Raw genomic sequence first — 17,866 nt, forward strand, 5'->3', positions numbered from 1 at the left:
TTCACCCGACTGGTGCAAGCAAACAGGACGCAGTACGACAAATCATCACAGGCTGGGTGCGGTGTCCCGCGAACCGTACCCGGAGGTACCCGTGCCGCGTCAGTTCCCGCGCGCCCGACTGCGCAGCACCGCGGCCGTGTTCACCACCATGTCGGCGCTCGCCGCGACCTCCCTCGGCACCGGCCCGTCGGCCGCCGAACCCGACTCGGCCGCGCCCTGCGCCCTGACCCGCACCGACGCCCACCACTCCGAGGGCCTGGACACCTGGAACGCCGCCTATCCGCGCCCGGCCCGGGCCCTGGACGCGGTCATGGTCTTCCTGTCGTTCCCGGACGCCCATCCGCTGACCACGCCGCAGGAGCTGACCGCCGACCACTTCCCGGCCACCACCCGCTTCTTCGAACGCGCCTCCTACGGCCGCTTCACCCTGCGCCCGCATCCGCTCGGGCACTGGATCCAGATGCCTCAGCCGTCCACGGCGTACGACATACAGCGCGACTGGAGCGCCGCGCACCGGGCCGCGTACCTGCGGGACGCGCTCTCCGTGGCCGACCCGCAGGTCGACTTCTCCCGCTACGACGTCGTGTACTTCGTCGCCGACCCGGACGCGCCCGGTGTGGACTCCGACGCGACCAAGGTGGTCAACCTCACCAGTCCGATGCGGGCCGACGGCACCGATCTGCGCCGGGTCGTCACCGTGTTCGAGCAGCATCCGCCGGACCGGCTCGTTCTCGCCCATGAGACCGGGCACGTGTTCGACCTGCCCGACCTCTACCACCGGCCCGTGGACGGCAAGGGCGACTGGGACACGCACGTCGGCGACTGGGACCTGATGGGCAGCCAGTTCGGACTGGCACCCGACCTGTTCGGCTGGCACAAGTGGAAGCTGGGCTGGCTGGACCAGCGGCAGGTGCGGTGCGTGCAGGACGCCGGGCCCGCCCGGCTGACCCTGGAGCCGCTGGCGGCCGGGCCCGGGGTGCCGGTGGCGGGTGCGGCGGGGGCGCCGGCCTTCGGTCTCGGGCGGGGCACCAAGCTCGCGGTGCTGCGGACGGGTCGCGACAGCGTGCTCGCCTTCGAGGCGCGCGGCCCGGTGGGCAACGACCTGGCCGCGTGCCGGCAGGGGGTGCTCGTGTACCGGGTGCGGGGCGGGGCGCAGTCCGGGGGCGGGCCGATCGAGGTGATCGACGCCCACCCGGGCACCGAGGCCTGCTGGGAGGACTCGGTCTACCCGCCTCTCGCGGATGCGCCGATCGGCCCCGGGGAGAGCTTCACGGTGCCGGGGGAGGGCGTCCGGGTGGAGGTGGAGGGACGTACGGCGTCCGGGGCCTGGACGGTGAAGATCACAGCGGGCCGTTGAAAGTGCTCCGTCACGGGCACGCAGAAGGCCCCTCGCTCTCGCGAGGGGCCTTTGCCGTCTGTGCGCCGCCAGGGACTCGAACCCCGGACCCGCTGATTAAGAGTCAGCTGCTCTAACCAACTGAGCTAGCGGCGCCTGCTGACGTCGTAGACCTTAGCACCCTGGTCGGCGGGAGGAAAAATCGATATCCGCACGGCCGAACGGGCCGCCCGGACGGCCGCCCACAGCAGTACCTCGGGGCCGGGCAGCCAGGGCTGACGGGTGTCGGGGGCGACGAGCCAGCGGGCGCCGGAGCGGCTGGGGGAGGCGTCGTCCGCCGCCGCCGGGACGGTCACCGCGTCGCCCGTGCCGTGGCACAGCAGGGGCGGGACCCCGCCCGTGCGGCCGGGCTCCCGGGTTTCCCCGCCGTGCTTGCCCCACTCCTCCCACTCCAGCAGCGCCGGCAGCCGCTGCGCCGTGCCGGGCGCGGCGAACAGCAGCATCCGGCCGCGGAACTCCGCGACCGGCCCCGAGCCGGGCCCGTCGTCCCACAGCCGGTCGAGCATCCGCCGCCCGAACATCGCGGGTGCGCTGACGACGTCGAAGACCGACCCGCAGGGCAGCACGACCGGCGCGGCCGGCCGCTCCTCCCAGAGGGCGAGCGTGCTCCGCGGATACGTTCCTGCCGAGGCGAGCCAGGCGGCCCCGTCCGGGGTGACATAGGAGGCGTTCCATGCGCTGCTCATGGCATCAACATCTACCGGCCGTGAACGCGCGGTTCCCGAGGGTTGCGGGAAATCGGGACAGGAGGGGGTGGGAGGGGGTATCTTGCCCGCCTGGCATATGCCAGGTAGATCGAGAAGCGGCGGGATCTCCCCGGTCTCACACCGGGTCGACGGGCCCGAGGCCCTCGCCGCCGCCCCGCATCAGGTCCCGACCGAACTCGACCATCTTCTTGGCGTAGTCCTCGGTCCACTCGGCCCGCTCGGCGATGTCCGCGGTGGTCAGCCGGTCGAACCGCCGCGGATCGGCCAGCTGCGCCGCCGCGATCGCCTGGAACTCCACCGCCCGGTCCGCCGCGGCCCGGAACGCCAGCGTCAGCTCCGTCGCGCGGGACAGCAGCGCGCGGGGGTCGTCGATCGACTCGAGATCGAAGAAGTGCTCAGGGTCGGAGGCCGCCTCCGCGGGCTCGAAGAGCAGGGGCGCGGGGCGTAGCCGCGGTTCGTTCCGACGCGGCGTGGGCTCCGCCATGTCTACTCCTCCTCGTACGTCGCGCTGACCCTCCAGGTGGAGTGGGCCACCGTCCATTGTCTCGCGGGCGCGCAAGTGGGCATCGCGGTAGTGGGTACGGCTGCGACACCCCCCGGCGTTCGTCACGGCTGCCAGGACACGCGATGTTCGGCCAGGTGCGCGAGCACGGCGTGATTCGCCTCCCACCCATCCGGGCTGTTTCATCGGCCGCCTCCGGCGGTGTGCCGGCCTCCGGCCGGCGGAGGGTGGGGCGCTGGTGGGTCATGGCCGCCACTCCACGCGGTGCTCTGCCAGGTGCGCGAGCACGGCGTGATTCGCCTCCCACCCATCCGGAAACTTCACCACCGTCCCCAGTTGCACCGGCTCTGTCGACGGATAGTCGTCCAGCAGGTCGCCGACCCCCGCCCGGCAGACCACGACGCAGGCGTGCCGGTGGCGGGAGGCCAGGACGCACAGGCGGCCCGTCTCCAGGTGGAAGGCCGTGGCGTCGGGGCGGCCGGAGAGGGGATGCAGGACCACCGTGACGTCGTACTCGCGGCCCTGGAGCCGGTTCGCCGTGTCCACGACCACGTCGGTGACGCCTAGGTCGGCCAGGGCCGCACGGACCGCCGCCGCCTGGTCCCGGTGCGCCGTGCCGACGGCGATCCGGTCGGCGGTCAGGGGGGCGGGGTCCGGTGAGCGTTCCGAGGTCGCCGCGCCGCCCCGGTCCAGCAGGCGCCGTACGACCGTCGCCACCGCCCGTACCGCCTCCGGGTCCGTGCGCGGGGTGTGCCGCGCGGGCAGCTCCAGCAGGCCCCAGCCGGACTCGGCCGCCTCGTCGATCACCCGGTCGGGGCCCGAGCCGTCCGACGGCACGGCGAAGGACAGGCGGCGGTCGTCGTGACCGGTGCCGCTGCGGAACGGGGTGTAGGGGTAGAACGCGTCCGACACCAGCGGCGCCGCCGAGGCCGGGAGCCGCCAGGACACCGGCAGACGGTGCTGGGGCAGGTCCGGGTTGTGCGCGAGCAGGGTCGTCACCGCCGAGGCCGACGGGTCGTACGTGAGGCCGGCCCACTGCTCGCTGCCCACGATCGCGAACGGGTCCAGCTGCCCCGGGTCGCCCACGAACAGCGCCCGCTCGAACAGCCCGGCCACGGCGAGCAGCGCGTCCGAGCGCATCTGGTACGCCTCGTCGACGATCGCGTACCGCCACGGCTCGTCGGCCTTCACATGCGCCCACTTCGCCGCCGTCGAGATCACCACGGCCAGCCCGGCGAGATCGGCCGCCTTCGCCGACTTGCGGACGTTCTCCAGGTCGTCGAGCGCCTTGTCGTACGGGTCGGCGTCGCTGCTGTGCAGCCGGCCCACCGGCAGCTCGGGGTTCTTCTCGGCGAGCCGCAGGACCAGGTCGTCGACCTGGGCGTTGGTCTGCGCCACCACCATCAGCGGATGGCCGGCCTCGGCCAGTTCCAGGGCCGCGCGGACCACGAGCGTGGACTTGCCGGCGCCGGGCGGGGAGTCGACGACGACACCGCGCGCGGTGCCGTGCAGCGTGTCGTGGAGGATCGCGTCGGTGGCCTGGGCCGCGGCGGCGGAGGGATCGAAGAGCGTCGTCACAGCAGGTCCTCCGCGGTCACCGGATCGGCGGCTTCCAGGGTCGCCTCACCGGGCGGCCCGCCGTGCGTCCAGGGTGTCTCCTCCGGGTCGGGCAGCTTCGCGCCGCCCCGCTGCTCGTGCTCGAAGAGCGTGAAGCAGACCCGCTCGCCCTTCTCCGGCACCGACCCCGGCTCGGGCTCCTTGCCGCGGCCCATCTTGTCGAGGATCCGCAGCACGACGTACCCGCCGTCCTCCTCGGCCCCGACGAACTCCGCCGACTGCGGCTTCCCGCCCAGCGACCGGTACACCTTCGTCCGCTCCCCGAGATGGGGCCGGTCGTCCGTGCGGACCGTGACCAGGGGGCGGGGGCTGGGGCGCTTGCCCTCGCTGTACGCCATCACGACGTCCGTGACCTCACCCGCGAACGCCTCCCCGGACAGCCGTCGTCCCGCCATGACCAGCAGGTCGTCGAGGGCCTCCTGCGCCTCCAGCCGGGCCTGCTCGCGCTCGCGCGTGGCGAGCTTGTTGGCGGCGGTGACCGCGTCGTCGCGGCGAGGCTGCGGCGGCTCGCCGGCCAGGACCCGGTCGCGGTGGCCGGTGAAGGACCAGCGGTCGCGGGTCCAGCGCTCCTCGACGTGCGCCCCCTCGGGCAGCTCCCGCAGCAGGTCGAGGCCCTGCCAGACCTTCTCCCAGGTGGGCAGGGTGCGGCTGCGCACCAGGTCCCGGATCTCCCGCTCGGCGGCGGTCAGCGCACCGAGCCGGTCGTCGGCCTCCAGGCCGTCCTCGGCGGCGGCCAGGGCCGTGCGGGCACGGTCGTAGCGCTCGATGGCCGGGGCGAGCAGTTTGTTGTCGAACGCCGGGTCGGTGGCGGGACCGGCCGGGGGACACGTCAGCTGGCCCTGCGCGTCCCGCTCCAGCTCGGCCCGCAGCGCCGCCTCGGCGCCGGTCAGGCCCTCAGGCGGGTCGATCCAGGCGAGCAGCGCCCCCAGGTGCTGGTCCTCCAGCGTGGACTGCCCGGTCGCCCAGTGTCGTCCCAGTACGTCCGTCATGGCCAGCAGCAGGGAGGAGCCGGGCACCCGGGCCCGCTCCCCGAAGTGCGTCAGCCACCGCCCGAGCAGCGGCACCCGGGGTGGCGCCGGATACGGAGCCTCCGGGTCCTGCTCGGCCGTACGCCGGAAGCGCATGGAGCGCCCGAGCAGGCGCACCAGGTCGATGCCCCCGCGGCTCGGCACGATCAGCTGCGGCGCGTCCGCGCACAGGTCGACCTCGACCTTGACCCGCTTGCCGGTCTCCGGGTCGGTCTCGGTGCGCTCGGCCGCCTCCACGACCTCGGCGAACGCGTCGACGTACGGCAGCACCACGTCGGCCAGTTCGGCCAGGAACGCGAACCTGAGGTCGCGGTCGCGGGGCTGCGGGACGACCAGCAGACGCGGCGCGTCCCGGTCGGTGCCCACCAGCGCACCGAGCGGGGCGCCGGCCTCACCGGCGGTGGTGAGCGGCACGAACACCAGAGGACGGTCGGACAGGTGCCGGTGCCGGACCGTCGCGGCGGGCTGGGCACGGCCCGTGCTGACGGCTTCGAGCCGGGCCAGGGTGGAGATCAGCGACACGCCGCCTCCAGTGCCTCGGCACGCAGGGCCGCCGCCCGCCTGAGTGCCGCCACCGCCGGATCGGCGGGGTCGCCCGCCTCGCCGCGGGCCGCCGCGAGGACGTCCTCCACGGTCGTCAGCCCGCCCAGCTCCGCCCGCACCGGCCGCCCGAGCGAGGTCACCGCGCCCGTCTCGCGGGAGCGGGCCCGGCAGTGGAAGGCCAGCTCGCACGCGGACAGGCACTCCGGCGCGTACGTCGCCGGGACCGACTCGACGGCGGCCGTCAGCTCGTCGGCGGGCAGCTCCGGGGAGAAGCACGTGCCCTCGGGGAGCGCCTCGGCGATGTCCTCGATGCGGGTCAGCCGGGTCAGCTGGCGGGCCGTCACAGCGCGCTGCTTGCGGATGTCGACGGCGGACGCGGCCGGCAGGTTGGAGAAGTCCCTGGGGCAGACGAGCAGGATCCGGTGCCGCACGCGCGGGGAGGGGTCCAGACGGGCCGCGACCTCCTCCAGCGCCAGTACGTACACCGCCGCCTGCCGGGCCGCCGCACCGACCTTCGCCGGGTCCGCCGAACCGTCCAGCAGCGGGAACGACTTGATCTCGACCACGGTCCAGCTGCCGTCCGGATGCACCACGACGGCATCCGGCTCCAGGAACGCGGGGGAGCCCGCGACGTCGAGCGCGAGCATCGGGTGGTCGAGCAGGGTCCACGCGCCCGGGTGCGCGGCGGCCTCCCGCAGCTCCAGCGCCGTACGGGCCGTGCGCCCCTGGGGGCCGGTCGCCGTCAGGTCGGGCACGCGCGCCTCGGCGGGCGGTTCGGCGGAACGGTCGAGCTTCTCGTGCACCAGCCGCAGCAGCTCCGCGCCGCCGTCGGCCTTGACCTTCGCCTCGAAGGCGTTGCCCCGCGTGAGCGCGAACTGGGACTGACCGAAGGCCGACGGCGAGCCCAGCGCGCTCGCCAGCGCCGCCTTGTTCACCCCGGCCCCGTCGAGGATCGCTCTGCGCGCACACCCGGGGTTGGCGGCCAGCGCCGCCAACGCGCGCGCATCCAGGGCCTTCGCCGGTACGTCGGGACCGCGCAGCTCAGCGAGCCGGTGCCGGAGCGCCGTCCCCCGCGTCCTTGGGGGAGGCACTCGGCTCGGCTCCCGCTCCGAACCGCGACTCGCGCTGCCGTGGAATTCGCTCACCCGCGGAAGTCTGGCATCCGGCACTGACAATCGGGGAACCCGTGGCGGGAGATGCGGCCGTGACCGGTGCGACCCGCGGCACGAAACGCGCCCTGCCCCGGTCCGCCGCGCGCATCACGACCGGGGCCAGCAGCAGCCCGACGCCCATGACGGCCGCGCCCGCGACCGCGTCGAGGAAGTAGTGGTTGGCGGTGCCCATGACCACGATCGTCGTGATCAGCGGGTAGGCGACTCCGGCGGCCTTCGCCGTGCGCGTACCGCCGTAGCGCCACAGCATCACTCCGCACCACAGGGCCCAGCCCACGTGCAGACTCGGCATCGCCGCGTACTGGTTGGTCATACCCCCCATGCCCCGCGGGGCACTTGCCGCGCCGCCCCACCAGCCGTACGAGCTGTACTGCGCCATCGTGTCCACGAAGCCGTGGCTCGCGTCGAGGAGCCGGGGCGGGCAGGTCGGCATCAGTGTGAAACCGACCAGGCCTATGAGAGTGGACGTCATCAGCCAGGTGCGCGCGGCGCGGTAGCGCACCGTCCGGGAGCGGAAGAGCCACACGAGGACCGCCGGCGTGACCAGGTAGTGCAGCGACGCGTACCAGAAGTCCGCCGGTATGCCTATCCAGGCCTCGTGGGTGAAGAGGCGGTTGAGCGGATGCTCGAAGTTGAGATACAGCGCCTTCTCGGCGCGCAGGAGCGCCAGGCCGTTGTCGACCGCACCCGACACGTCGCCCCGGGCGAGGAGCCGGCCCGCCGTGTAGCAGGCGTACACCAGCAGGATCAGCGGCAGCTCCGTCCACCAGCGGAGCCGGAGCGCAGGGGCCGCCTCGGTGCCCGGTGTCTCGGTGTGCGGCATCCGATCGCCCTCCCCCTTCGTCTCCACGCGGCCCCCGGCCGGTCGGTCGTGCCACTTTACGGCGTGGGTGCGCGCCCTGGGGGCGCCCTCCGGACCTCAAAGACGCAGAGATCGCCCTCCGGGTTGCCCGCGACCAGCGTGCGCGATGATGGTGGAGTTCCGCTCGCGTTTTTCTTCCGGAAAGGTCCCCCATGGCTCCGCGCATCCTGCTGGCCCGGCACGGACAGACCGAGTGGTCGCTGTCCGGCAAGCACACGGGCAGGACGGACGTGCCGCTCCTGGAGGAGGGCCGGCGCGGGGCCAAGCTGCTCGGCGAGCGCCTGCACCGGGCGCCGTACGACGGCCTGCCCGGCGTCGAGGTGCGCACCAGCCCGCTGGCACGCGCGCGTGAGACCTGCGAACTGGCCGGCTTCGGCGACCGCGCGCAGGCGTGGGACGCGTTGCTGGAGTGGGACTACGGGGCGTACGAGGGCATGACCCCGGCGGACATCCAGGCCGTCCGGCCCGGCTGGTTCATCTGGCGCGACGGCGTCCCCGAGGGCGAGACCCTCGCCGGGATCACGGCCCGGGCGGACGAGGTGGTCTCCTGGGCACGCGCCGAGGACCGGGACGTCCTGGTCTTCGCCCACGGGCACATCCTGCGCTCCATCGGGGCGCGGTGGCTGGGCCTGCCGATCGACTTCGCGGCGCGGATACGGCTGAATCCGACGTCGCTGTCGGTGCTGGGGTGGGCTTACGGGGAGCCGGCGATCGAGAGCTGGAACGACTCGGGGCACCTCGTGGGGTGAGCCGTTTCACACCACCCTCGGCATCGACGCGTGCCTCTCGAGGAACGCCGACACCCCCGAAGCCCGCCGGTGCGGTGACAACACCCGCGCCGTGGCCGCCAGCATCGTCTGGATCCGGGACGACTGGACCTCCTCCAGCAGATCCAGCACCCGCATCCCCGCCACGGCGGCCTCGTCCGGCCGACCGCCCCGCGCGAGGTCGTCCGCCAGCTCCGCCGTGTACAGCGCGATGTTCCGCGTGAAGTGCGGATCCTGGAGCTCCGCCGCCCGCCGCGCGTGCCGTGCCGCCCGGGGCCAGTCGCCGAGCGTGGACCAGCACTGCGCCTCCAGACCCTCCAGTTCGGCCTCTCCGTAGAAGCTCATCCACTCGGGGTCGTCGTCCGAGGGGCCCCGGTCGAAGAGGGCCTGCGCCCGGGCCAGCGCCTGCTCGCAGCCGACGCGGTCGGCGAGGCCCGCCCAGCCGCCCGCCTCGCGCAGCGCGAGCAGCGACATCAGCCGGGCCGAGCCCACGGGCCGGGCGACGCGCTGCGCGGCCTGGGCTGCCCGGACCGCCTCGCGCGGCCGGCCCGCGTCGCGCGCGAGGAAGGCGGTGTTGCAGAAGGCGTGCGCCTCCAGGCCGGGATCGCCGGTCATCCGGGCGGTCGCCAGCGCCTCCGCGTAGTGGGAGCGGGCGTCGTCGTAGCGTCCCGAGTCGTGGGCCAGCCAGCCCACGGAGATGGCCAGTTCACCGGCGCCCGAGTACAGCCGGTCCGCCGTCGTCTGCCGGGTCGTACCGGCGTCCAGGAGGGCGTAGGCGGCACGCAGCGGGGCCGCCGCGCGGCGGTAGAGGCCGTCGGCCCCGTGCCGGTCGTCGAGCAGCCGGATACGGCGGACGGCTTCTTCCAGGGCACCCGCGTCACTCGCCCCGACGCGGCGCACGGGGCGCTGTGCCGCCGCGGCGTCGAGGGCGAGGCCGACGGGCCCCAGTGAGGCGGCGGCCACCGTGGCGCCCCCGCCGGTCATGAATGCGCGACGTAGCACGTCGCTCTCCTCGTAGGTGTCGTGCGGGTGGTGCGGGTCGTACGGGTTCTGCGTTTCATACGGCTCGCACGCCCCGCTGGTCTCACTCGTGGCGTTCGCCGGGTTCGCGGTGCACGTCAGGGGCGCGTCCTCGGTGTCGCGCGCCCGGCGTCCGCGTACCGATGAGCGGGGCGCGAACCCCAGATCGGTGAGTGTGCGGCCAGGGAACATGTGCAGGAACACCCGTTCGTACGCGTAGTTGGGGCAGCGGATCTCGCCCGCCTCGACCCGGCCGATGTACCGCGCGTCACAGCTGACCTGCTCGCCGATCTCCAGAGCGGCCCGGCGGATCACCGCGGCGAACTCGGCCGGCGAGCGCTGTCCGCGCAGGTGCCGGAAGGCGAGGTTGGGCCGCGGTGGCCGGTCGGGTTGAGACGAGGTCACCGTTGACGACGCCATGGCCGGGTCCTCTCGTGCGAACCGTCGAACCATGCCGGGTTCAGGGCGGGTTGTGCGTAATGTCCCGCATGGTGTGCCCCGTGTCCGGCGGGCAAGAACGTACCTGCTGTGCCGGAGTCCTCACGCTGGGTTTGGCTACAAACCGGATATCTCATCCGTGATCTGCCATGAAGTGCCATCCTTTGCGGCTGACTTCCGCCGTAGCCGTTGACGGTCTGCCGCGTTGAACCCTGCGGACCGGGAGGCCCCCGACTCCCGACCGCTCGTCCAAGCAGGGGTTCCGTCGTGGAGGCCGGGATGGAGACCAGCCAGATCAACGATCCTCGTACACCGCCGAGTACGGCGCCGAGCCCGCCGCCGGCCGGCTGCGATGTCGTGACGGTGCCGGCGCGGCAGGGGCTGGAGGCGGTCGACATCCTGCGGCGCGGGGCCGGGGAAGCGGTCGGACCCGTACTGCACGACGACGGCGGTGACACGCTGGGCTTCCTGGTGCCGCCGGGGACGGCCGCGGCGTGGGACGTGCCGGGGAGCACGTGCACGGAGACCGACGGACGTGGAACTACCCTGGCCCCCGAACCTCCGGTGGAGGGCTCGGACTGGCTGCTGCCGCCCGGCGAGGCGGACCTCGCGACGGACCCGGCGGTGCTGCGCAAGGCCCTCGGGGAGGCGGCCCGGACGATCAGAGCGGCGGACAGCTGCCGCTGAGGCGCCGATGCGCTGAGGTGCCGAGGAACCGGCGCCCGGGGGAGCGTACGTCCCGCTTGACGGCCCGCCCTGATAATGACCCCATGGGTAAGTCCAGGAGCGGCCGGCGCAGGCAGGCCGGTGGGGAAGCCGTCGTCGAGAGCGTCGACGGCGGGCTCGCCGAGCTCATCCCCGACCGCGACCGGCTCCGGGCCTGGACCCTGGTGATCGACGGGGCCCCGCAGTCGCACGTCGACCTGGACGACCCGGCGTACCTGTCCTTCGAGTACCAGCGCCGGCTCGGGCATGTCATCGACCTCGTCGCCCCGCCGGGCAGGCCCGTGCACGCCGTGCACCTCGGCGGTGGCGCGCTCACCCTCGCCCGGTACGTCGCCGCCACCCGGCCCCGCTCCACACAGCAGGTCGTCGAGCGGGACGCCGCCCTCGTGCAACTGGTCCGCCGCGAGCTGCCGTTGGACGCGAACGCGCGCATCCGGGTGCGGTCCGTCGACGCCCGCGACGGGCTCGCCAAGGTGCCGGACGGCTGGGCCGACCTGGTCATCACCGATGTGTTCAGCGGGGCCCGGACCCCGGCCCATCTGACCTCGACCGAGTTCCTCGACGACGTGCGCAGGGCCCTCAAGCCCGGCGGTGTCTACGCCGCCAACCTCGCCGACGGGCCGCCGCTCGCCCACCTGCGCGGCCAGATCGCCACCGCCGCAGCCCGTTTCGAACAGCTCGCGCTGGTCGCCGACCCGACGGTGCTGCGCGGCAAACGCTTCGGGAACGCCGTCCTGGTCGCCTCCGACCAGCCGCTGCCCGTCGCCGAACTGACCCGCCGTGCCGCCTCCGACCCGCACCCCGGCCGGGTCGAGCACGGCAGGACACTCACCGACTTCACCGGCGGGGCCGCACCCGTCACGGACCTCGCGGCGGTGGCGTCGCCCGCGCCGCCCGCTTCGGTGTTCCGGTGAGCCCGTACGGCACTCACCCGTACGTCACTCAGTAGGTCCCGATCTCCACGCGCGGCGGTCCGTCGTGCCAGGTACAGAACACCGACACCCGGTCGGCGCCCGAGGAGAACTCCACGCGGATCCACGACTCCGTCTTCCACACCTGCATCGACCAGCCCGCGCCGGGAGTGGCCGAGACGAGGGACGCGGAGTCCCTGCCCAGGTCGAAGACCGCCCGGCCGCCGTCGGTGTCGTAGCTCTTGACCTCGCCGGTGGCGGCGGGGGAGGGGCGGGGCGGCCGGGTGGCGGTCGGGCTCGGCTTTCTCACCGTGGGCGGTGGGCCCGCCGTGCGGCGCGGTCGCGGACTCGTCCGTTCCGACGGCGTGGGCGGCGCCTTCGACTCCTGCCCGGCCGTATCGGCCGCCTTGATGGGCAGGGCGCGCGGCGGGTCGTAGGCCGTGCCCGCCATCACCGTGTGGACACCCCACCACGACAGCGTGACCGCCGCGCCCGTGGCGAGCAGCCAGGCCAGTACGTGTACGAGTCCTCTGCGCATCGCCGGTCATACTGCCCCACGCGTCCCACGCGTTGTCCACAAACGGGAGTCACGCGGGGCCGGTTGTCCCCAGGCGAGGAGTTGTCCACAGGCCCGCACCCGGCTGTTCGAGATGGCGTACGGTGCGGCGCATGGCAAGTGTGCTCGTGGTCGAGGACGACCAGTTCGTACGCTCGGCGCTCATCCGGCACCTGACCGACGCCTCGCACACCGTACGCAGCGTCGGGACGGCACTGGAGGCGCTGCGCGAGGTCGCCCATGTCCGCTTCGACGTGGTGATCCTGGACCTCGGACTGCCCGATCTCGACGGGTCCGAGGCCCTGAAGATGCTGCGCGGCATCACGGACGTGCCGGTGATCGTCGCCACGGCCCGGGACGACGAGGCGGAGATCGTCCGGCTGCTGAACGCCGGGGCGGACGACTACCTGACCAAGCCCTTCTCGGTCGAGCACCTGTCGGCCCGCATGGCGGCCGTGCTGCGCCGCGCCCGCTCCGGCGCGGGAGAGGGGGAGCCGTCCCCGGTGATCCGGGTCGGCGGTCTGATCGTCGACCCGCTGCGCCGCCAGGCCGAGCTGGACGGCGCGCGGCTCGACCTCACCCGCCGCGAGTTCGACCTGCTCGCCTTCCTGGCCCGCCGGCCAGGTGTCGTCGTCCCGCGCAAGGAACTGCTCGCCGAGGTGTGGCAGCAGTCGTACGGCGACGACCAGACCATCGACGTCCATCTGTCCTGGCTGCGCAGGAAACTGGGCGAAACTGCCGCGAATCCCCGCTATCTGCACACCCTTCGGGGCGTCGGTGTGAAGCTCGAACCGCCGGGGGCGGAGGCGCCGCGATGAGGTGGGCCCTGGTCAAGGTCTCGCTGGCGGTGACCACCATGGTCGTGCTCGCCTTCGCGGTGCCGCTCGGACTGGTCATCCGCGAGATGGCCCGGGACCGCGCCTTCTCCAATGCCGAGCGGGAGGCCGCGGCCGTCGCCCCGGCCCTGTCCATCACCACCGACCGCGACCAGCTCGAACGGGTCGTGGCCTCCGCCGGCTCCGACGCCGGGATGGCCGTGCACATACCGGCGGGTGACGGCCAGGAGGCCCTGGAACTCGGGCGGCAGCGCGCCGCCGGCGAGGACATCGCGGCCGTGCGGAAACTGGGCCGGGCGTCCACCACCGGCGTCGCCGGCGGCTCGACGCTGCTCCAGCCGGTCGCGCTCAGCACCGGCGAGATCGCGGTCGTCGAGGTGTACGTGCCGGAGGCGGAGGTCACCAACGGCGTGGCCACGGCCTGGGCGGTGCTCGCCGGGGTCGGTGTCGCACTGGTTCTCGGCTCGGTCGCGGTCGCCGACCGGCTGGGCGTGCGGATGGTCCGGCCCGCCAAGCGCCTGGTCGAGGGGGCCCGCGACCTGGGGGAGGGCCGGCTCGGTGCCCGTGTGCCCGAGGATGGCCCGACCGAACTGCGGCTCGCCGCGGTCGCGTTCAACTCGATGGCCGACCAGGTCGTCCAACTGCTGGCGAACGAACGGGAGCTGGCGGCCGACCTGTCCCACCGGCTGCGCACCCCCCTGACCGTGCTGCGGCTCAACGCCGCCTCGCTCGGCGAGGGACCGGCCGCCGACCAGACCCGGACCGCGGTCGAGCAGCTGGAGCGCGAGGTCGACACCATCATCCGTACGGCCCGGGAGGCCAAGCCGCAGACGGCCGCGGCCGGTCCGGGCGCCGGGTGCGACGCGGCCGAGGTGGTGCGCGAGCGGATGGCGTTCTGGTCGGCGCTCGCGGAGGACGAGGGCCGCAAGTGGCGGGTGGCCGGGGCCGACCGGCCGGTGCGCATACCCGTGGCCCGCGCCGACCTGGCCGCCGCACTCGACGCGCTGCTCGGCAACGTCTTCCGGCACACCCCGGAGGGCACCGCCTTCGCGGTCGACGTGCACAACGGCGAGGACGCGGTGATCGTCCTCGTGTCCGACGCGGGCCCCGGCATACCCGACCCGGAGGCCGCGATGGCGCGGGGCCGCGGCTCCGGGAGCGACGGCTCGACCGGGCTCGGCCTGGACATCGTGCGCCGGCTCGCGGAGTCGACCGGCGGGGACGTACGGATCGGCTCCTCGGTGCTCGGCGGGACCGAGGTGCGGATCTGGATCCAGCTGGACGGGCGGGCGCCGGTGAGCAGCAGGGGGCACCGCGGGCCGGTGCGGCGCCGGCGGCGGGGAAGGCCGGCCGCTGCATACAACCGCTCCCGCTCGCTCTGACCCCTCCGGCGGCTCACGGCCTCCCTTCCCTGCGGCCGGCCTGCGTCCGCGCTCACGGGTCGGTCACATTTCGACAAATGAAGTCGACGGCCCTTGACGCATGACCGGACATACGGCTGTTATTGCGCCACCGTGTTCGGTCAAGTTGATTTCTGGTCGATTAAGACCGGATTTCACGCCACACCCTCGTGGCCGAACCCTGCCTCAGGAGCCGTTCATGCACGACCTCTCTCCTTCCGGACTCTCCCTCCCCGCTGCCAGCCGCCGCTCCGTCCTGCGCGGCATAGGCGGTGCGGCCCTGCTCGGCGCCGGCATACCCCTGCTGAGCGCCTGTGGCGGCAGTGGTGCGGCCGCCGACCCGAAGACGGTCAGCCTCGGCTCGAACTCCTCGGACGCGGTGCCGAAGAAGGCGTTCGCCGAGATCTACGCCGCCTTCACCAAGAAGTCCGGCATCAAGGTCGACGTGAACACCAAGGACCACAACACGTTCCAGGAGCAGATCAACTCCTACCTCCAGGGCACGCCCGACGACGTGTTCACCTGGTTCGCCGGGTACCGCATGCAGTTCTTCGCGTCGAAGAAGCTGGCCAGCCCGATCGACGACGTGTGGCAGAAGATCGGCGGGAACTTCCCCGAGGCGATGAAGAAGCTCAGCAAGGGCGAGGACGGCAAGTACTACTTCGTGCCGCTGTACACGTACCCGTGGGCGGTCTTCTACCGCAAGAGCGTCTTCGCCCAGCACGGCTACGAGGTCCCCACCAACTGGGACGACTTCGTCGCACTGTGCAAGCGGATGCAGAAGGACGGGCTCGTCCCGATCGCCTTCGGCGACAAGGACGCCTGGCCCGCGATGGGCACGTTCGACCAGATCAACTTCCGCACCAACGGCTACGACTTCCACGTCGAGCTGATGGCCGGCAAGGCCTCCTGGACCGACCCCAAGGTGCGCAAGGTCTTCGACCACTGGACGGAGATCCTCCCCTACCACCAGGAGGGCGCGGTGGGCCGCACCTGGCAGGACGCGGCCCAGACCCTGGTGGCGAAGAAGGCCGGCATGTATCTGCTGGGCACCTTCGTGGGCCAGCAGTTCACCGACAAGGCAGACCTGGACGACCTGGACTTCTTCGCCTTCCCGGAGATCGACCCGCAGTTCGGCCAGGACACCGTCGAGGCGCCCACCGACGGCTTCATGCTCTCCAAGGCCCCGAAGAACCGCGACGGTGCCGTCAAGCTGCTGGAGTACCTGGGCACCCCCGAGGCCGAGGAGATCTACCTCAAGGCCGACTCGAGCGTGGTGGCCGCCTCCACCAAGGCCGACACCGCCTCCTACACCGCGCTCCAGAAGAAGTCCTTCGAGATGATCTCCAGCGCGAAGAGCCTGACGCAGTTCATGGACCGCGACTCCCGCCCGGACTTCACCTCCACGGTGATGCAGCCCGCGCTCCAGAACTTCGTCCGCAACCCCAAGAACGTCGACAGCATCCTCTCGTCGATCGAGCGTCAGAAGAAGACGATCTTCGCGTCCTCATGAGCACCGACACCTCCACCGAGAACCCGGAGACGGCCCCCGCGCCGTCTCCGGGCGCCGCCCCCGCGAAGAGCTCGACGGGCCACCGCCGGCTGCTGACCCGCCGCGACCGCATCACGCTCGGCCTGATGGCGGGCGTTCCGACGATCCTGCACGTCGCCCTGGTGTGGCTGACGGCCCTCGCCTCCATCGCGCTGGCCTTCACCAGCTGGGACGGCATCGGCTTCGACTCCATCCACTGGGTCGGCCTGGAGAACTTCAGGCAGCTGTTCACCAGCAACCCGCAGTTCTGGCCCGCCGTCGAGCACAACGTCGTCTGGTTCGTCGTGCTCATCCTGCTGCCCACGCCCTTCGGCCTGTTCCTGGCCGTGCAGCTGGACAAGAGGATCCGCTTCAGCCGCGTCTACCAGACCGCGTTCTTCCTGCCGGTGGTGGTCTCGCTGGCGGTCACCGGGTTCGTCTGGCAGCTCGTCTACAACCCCGACACCGGCCTGATCAACAGCCTCATCGGAGCCAACAAGCCCGGCCACTACATCGACTGGATCGGCGACCCGGACCTCAACCTCTGGGCCGTCCTGGTCGCCGCCTCATGGCGGCACGCCGGCTACATGATGATCCTCTACCTGGCCGGCCTGAAGGGCGTCGACCCCGCGCTGCGGGAGGCGTCCTCGCTGGACGGCGCCAACGAGTGGCAGACGTTCAAGAACGTCGTCTTCCCGACCCTGCGGCCCACCAACACCGTCGTCCTGGTCGTCACGATCATCGAGGCCCTGCGCGCCTTCGACCTGGTCTTCGTCTTCAACAAGGGCGCCCAGGGCACCGAACTGCTGTCGATCCTGGTGACCAACAACATCATCGGCGAGTCCAGCCGGATCGGATACGGCTCCGCCATCGCCGTCGTCCTGCTGGTCATCTCGCTCGCGGTGATCATCCCGTACCTGATCGCCACCTTCCGGAAGGAGCGGCGCGCATGAGCCACGCCCTGGCGAGCAAGCAGCGCACCCCCGTCCGCCCCGCCCGGATCCTGCTGCACACCTTCCTCGTCGTCACGGCTCTGGCCTGGCTGGCGCCCCTGCTGTGGGCGCTGCTCGCGGCGATGCGGCCCTACTCGGAGACCAGCACGAAGGGCTATGTCTCCTGGCCCGACAAGCTGAGTTTCGACAACTTCACGAACGCCTTCCAGCAGTCGGACATGCTGCACTACTTCGGCAACACGCTGATCGTCGCCGTGCCGGCCGTGCTGCTGACGCTGCTGCTGTCGTCGATGGTCGCCTTCTACGTCAGCCGCTTCGACTTCCGCCTCAACCTGGCGCTGCTGCTGGTCTTCACGGCGGGCAACCTCCTGCCCCAGCAGGTCATCATCACCCCGCTGTACCGGCTGTACCTGCTGATCGACCTGCCCGGCATCACGATGAGCGGCAAGCTCTACGACTCCGCGCTCGGCCTGGTCCTGATCCACGTGGCGTTCCAGTCCGGCTTCTGCGCGTTCGTGCTGAGCAACTACATGCGCTCGCTGCCCCACGAGCTGACCGAGGCCGCCCTGGTCGACGGCGCCTCCGTCTGGCGCCTGTACTGGCAGATCGTGCTGCCGCTGTGCAAGCCCGCGATGGCTGCCCTGGCCACCCTGCTGTCCATCTGGATCTACAACGACTTCTTCTGGGCCATCGTCCTGATCTCCACCGGCGAGAACATGCCGATCACCTCGGCGCTGAACAACCTCTCCGGCCAGTACTTCACCGACCCCAACCTGGTCGCGGCCGGAGCCCTGCTCACGGCCATCCCCACCCTCATCGTCTACTTCGTGCTCCAGCGCCAGTTCGTCAGCGGCCTGACCCTGGGCGCCAACAAGGGCTGACCTTCCCGAAAGAGATCACC

The 17,866-nt window shown here is 72.3% G+C and carries 17 protein-coding genes and 1 tRNA gene; 9 read left to right on the forward strand and 9 right to left on the reverse strand.

What is annotated here, in order from left to right; genetic code table 11:
- Positions 1-61 precede the first annotated feature (61 nt).
- Entirely contained in the window at positions 62-1,357 is a 1,296-nt protein-coding gene (locus MQE23_RS27975) for a M6 family metalloprotease domain-containing protein (protein WP_243380579.1), read from the forward strand.
- 61 nt (positions 1,358-1,418) lie between these two features.
- Here the strand turns inward: MQE23_RS27975 and MQE23_RS27980 are convergent.
- From MQE23_RS27980 to MQE23_RS28010, 7 genes are all read right to left on the reverse strand, one after another.
- Positions 1,419-1,492 (reverse strand) — tRNA-Lys (locus MQE23_RS27980).
- Complete coding sequence (locus MQE23_RS27985) at positions 1,483-2,082, reverse strand: bifunctional DNA primase/polymerase (RefSeq protein ID WP_020271402.1); 600 nt, start codon at positions 2,080-2,082, stop codon at positions 1,483-1,485. Before MQE23_RS27985 ends, MQE23_RS27980 begins: the two co-directional genes overlap by 10 nt.
- A gap of 136 nt (positions 2,083-2,218) precedes the next feature.
- Positions 2,219-2,587 carry a hypothetical protein gene (locus tag MQE23_RS27990; protein ID WP_020271403.1) on the reverse strand — a complete coding sequence of 123 codons (369 nt, stop codon included), beginning with the start codon at positions 2,585-2,587 and terminating at the stop codon, positions 2,219-2,221.
- A 261-nt stretch (positions 2,588-2,848) separates the two neighbouring features.
- Entirely contained in the window at positions 2,849-4,183 is a 1,335-nt protein-coding gene (locus tag MQE23_RS27995; protein WP_020271404.1) for an AAA family ATPase, read from the reverse strand.
- Positions 4,180-5,772, reverse strand: a complete 1,593-nt coding sequence (locus tag MQE23_RS28000) for a hypothetical protein (RefSeq protein WP_243380580.1) — start codon at positions 5,770-5,772, stop codon at positions 4,180-4,182. The genes MQE23_RS27995 and MQE23_RS28000 overlap by 4 nt, the downstream gene beginning before the upstream one ends.
- Positions 5,763-6,884 (reverse strand): hypothetical protein, encoded by a 1,122-nt coding sequence (locus MQE23_RS28005; RefSeq protein ID WP_037668067.1) that lies wholly within the window; start codon positions 6,882-6,884, stop codon positions 5,763-5,765. The genes MQE23_RS28000 and MQE23_RS28005 overlap by 10 nt, the downstream gene beginning before the upstream one ends.
- Positions 6,835-7,788: a phosphatase PAP2 family protein gene (locus MQE23_RS28010; protein ID WP_243380581.1), complete on the reverse strand. Its 954-nt coding sequence runs from the start codon at positions 7,786-7,788 to the stop codon at positions 6,835-6,837. Before MQE23_RS28010 ends, MQE23_RS28005 begins: the two co-directional genes overlap by 50 nt.
- 191 nt (positions 7,789-7,979) lie before the next feature.
- On the opposite strand from MQE23_RS28010, the gene MQE23_RS28015 reads away from it, so the two are divergent.
- On the forward strand, positions 7,980-8,576 hold the full coding sequence (locus tag MQE23_RS28015) for a histidine phosphatase family protein (RefSeq protein WP_020271408.1): 597 nt from the start codon (positions 7,980-7,982) through the stop codon (positions 8,574-8,576).
- Between the two features lie 6 nt (positions 8,577-8,582).
- On the opposite strand, the gene MQE23_RS28020 is transcribed toward MQE23_RS28015, so the two are convergent.
- Entirely contained in the window at positions 8,583-10,034 is a 1,452-nt protein-coding gene (locus MQE23_RS28020) for a hypothetical protein (RefSeq protein ID WP_243380582.1), read from the reverse strand.
- Between the two features lie 297 nt (positions 10,035-10,331).
- Here MQE23_RS28020 and MQE23_RS28025 point away from each other — a divergent pair, with 297 nt between their 5' ends.
- Both MQE23_RS28025 and MQE23_RS28030 read left to right on the forward strand, forming a co-directional pair.
- On the forward strand, positions 10,332-10,739 hold the full coding sequence (locus MQE23_RS28025) for a hypothetical protein (RefSeq protein WP_037674646.1): 408 nt from the start codon (positions 10,332-10,334) through the stop codon (positions 10,737-10,739).
- An 83-nt stretch (positions 10,740-10,822) separates the two neighbouring features.
- On the forward strand, positions 10,823-11,692 hold the full coding sequence (locus MQE23_RS28030; RefSeq protein WP_020277825.1) for a fused MFS/spermidine synthase: 870 nt from the start codon (positions 10,823-10,825) through the stop codon (positions 11,690-11,692).
- A gap of 28 nt (positions 11,693-11,720) precedes the next feature.
- Here MQE23_RS28030 and MQE23_RS28035 read toward each other — a convergent pair whose 3' ends face one another.
- Complete coding sequence (locus MQE23_RS28035; protein ID WP_243380583.1) at positions 11,721-12,227, reverse strand: hypothetical protein; 507 nt, start codon at positions 12,225-12,227, stop codon at positions 11,721-11,723.
- A 131-nt stretch (positions 12,228-12,358) separates the two neighbouring features.
- Between MQE23_RS28035 and MQE23_RS28040 the strand changes: the two genes are divergently transcribed.
- The 5 genes from MQE23_RS28040 (at position 12,359) to MQE23_RS28060 (ending at position 17,846) form a co-directional block, all read left to right on the forward strand.
- Positions 12,359-13,063 (forward strand): response regulator transcription factor, encoded by a 705-nt coding sequence (locus MQE23_RS28040; RefSeq protein WP_037674643.1) that lies wholly within the window; start codon positions 12,359-12,361, stop codon positions 13,061-13,063.
- Entirely contained in the window at positions 13,060-14,463 is a 1,404-nt protein-coding gene (locus tag MQE23_RS28045; protein WP_243380584.1) for a HAMP domain-containing sensor histidine kinase, read from the forward strand. The genes MQE23_RS28040 and MQE23_RS28045 overlap by 4 nt, the downstream gene beginning before the upstream one ends.
- A 217-nt stretch (positions 14,464-14,680) precedes the next feature.
- Positions 14,681-15,994, forward strand: coding sequence for an ABC transporter substrate-binding protein (locus MQE23_RS28050; RefSeq protein WP_243380585.1), 1,314 nt, complete (start codon positions 14,681-14,683; stop codon positions 15,992-15,994).
- Positions 15,991-16,965: a sugar ABC transporter permease gene (locus tag MQE23_RS28055; protein WP_020277820.1), complete on the forward strand. Its 975-nt coding sequence runs from the start codon at positions 15,991-15,993 to the stop codon at positions 16,963-16,965. Before MQE23_RS28050 ends, MQE23_RS28055 begins: the two co-directional genes overlap by 4 nt.
- Positions 16,962-17,846: a carbohydrate ABC transporter permease gene (locus MQE23_RS28060; RefSeq protein WP_020277819.1), complete on the forward strand. Its 885-nt coding sequence runs from the start codon at positions 16,962-16,964 to the stop codon at positions 17,844-17,846. Before MQE23_RS28055 ends, MQE23_RS28060 begins: the two co-directional genes overlap by 4 nt.
- Positions 17,847-17,866: the final 20 nt, after the last annotated feature.

The sequence above is a fragment of the Streptomyces sp. HP-A2021 genome (genome assembly GCF_022807935.1).
Lineage (GTDB): Bacteria > Actinomycetota > Actinomycetes > Streptomycetales > Streptomycetaceae > Streptomyces > Streptomyces afghaniensis.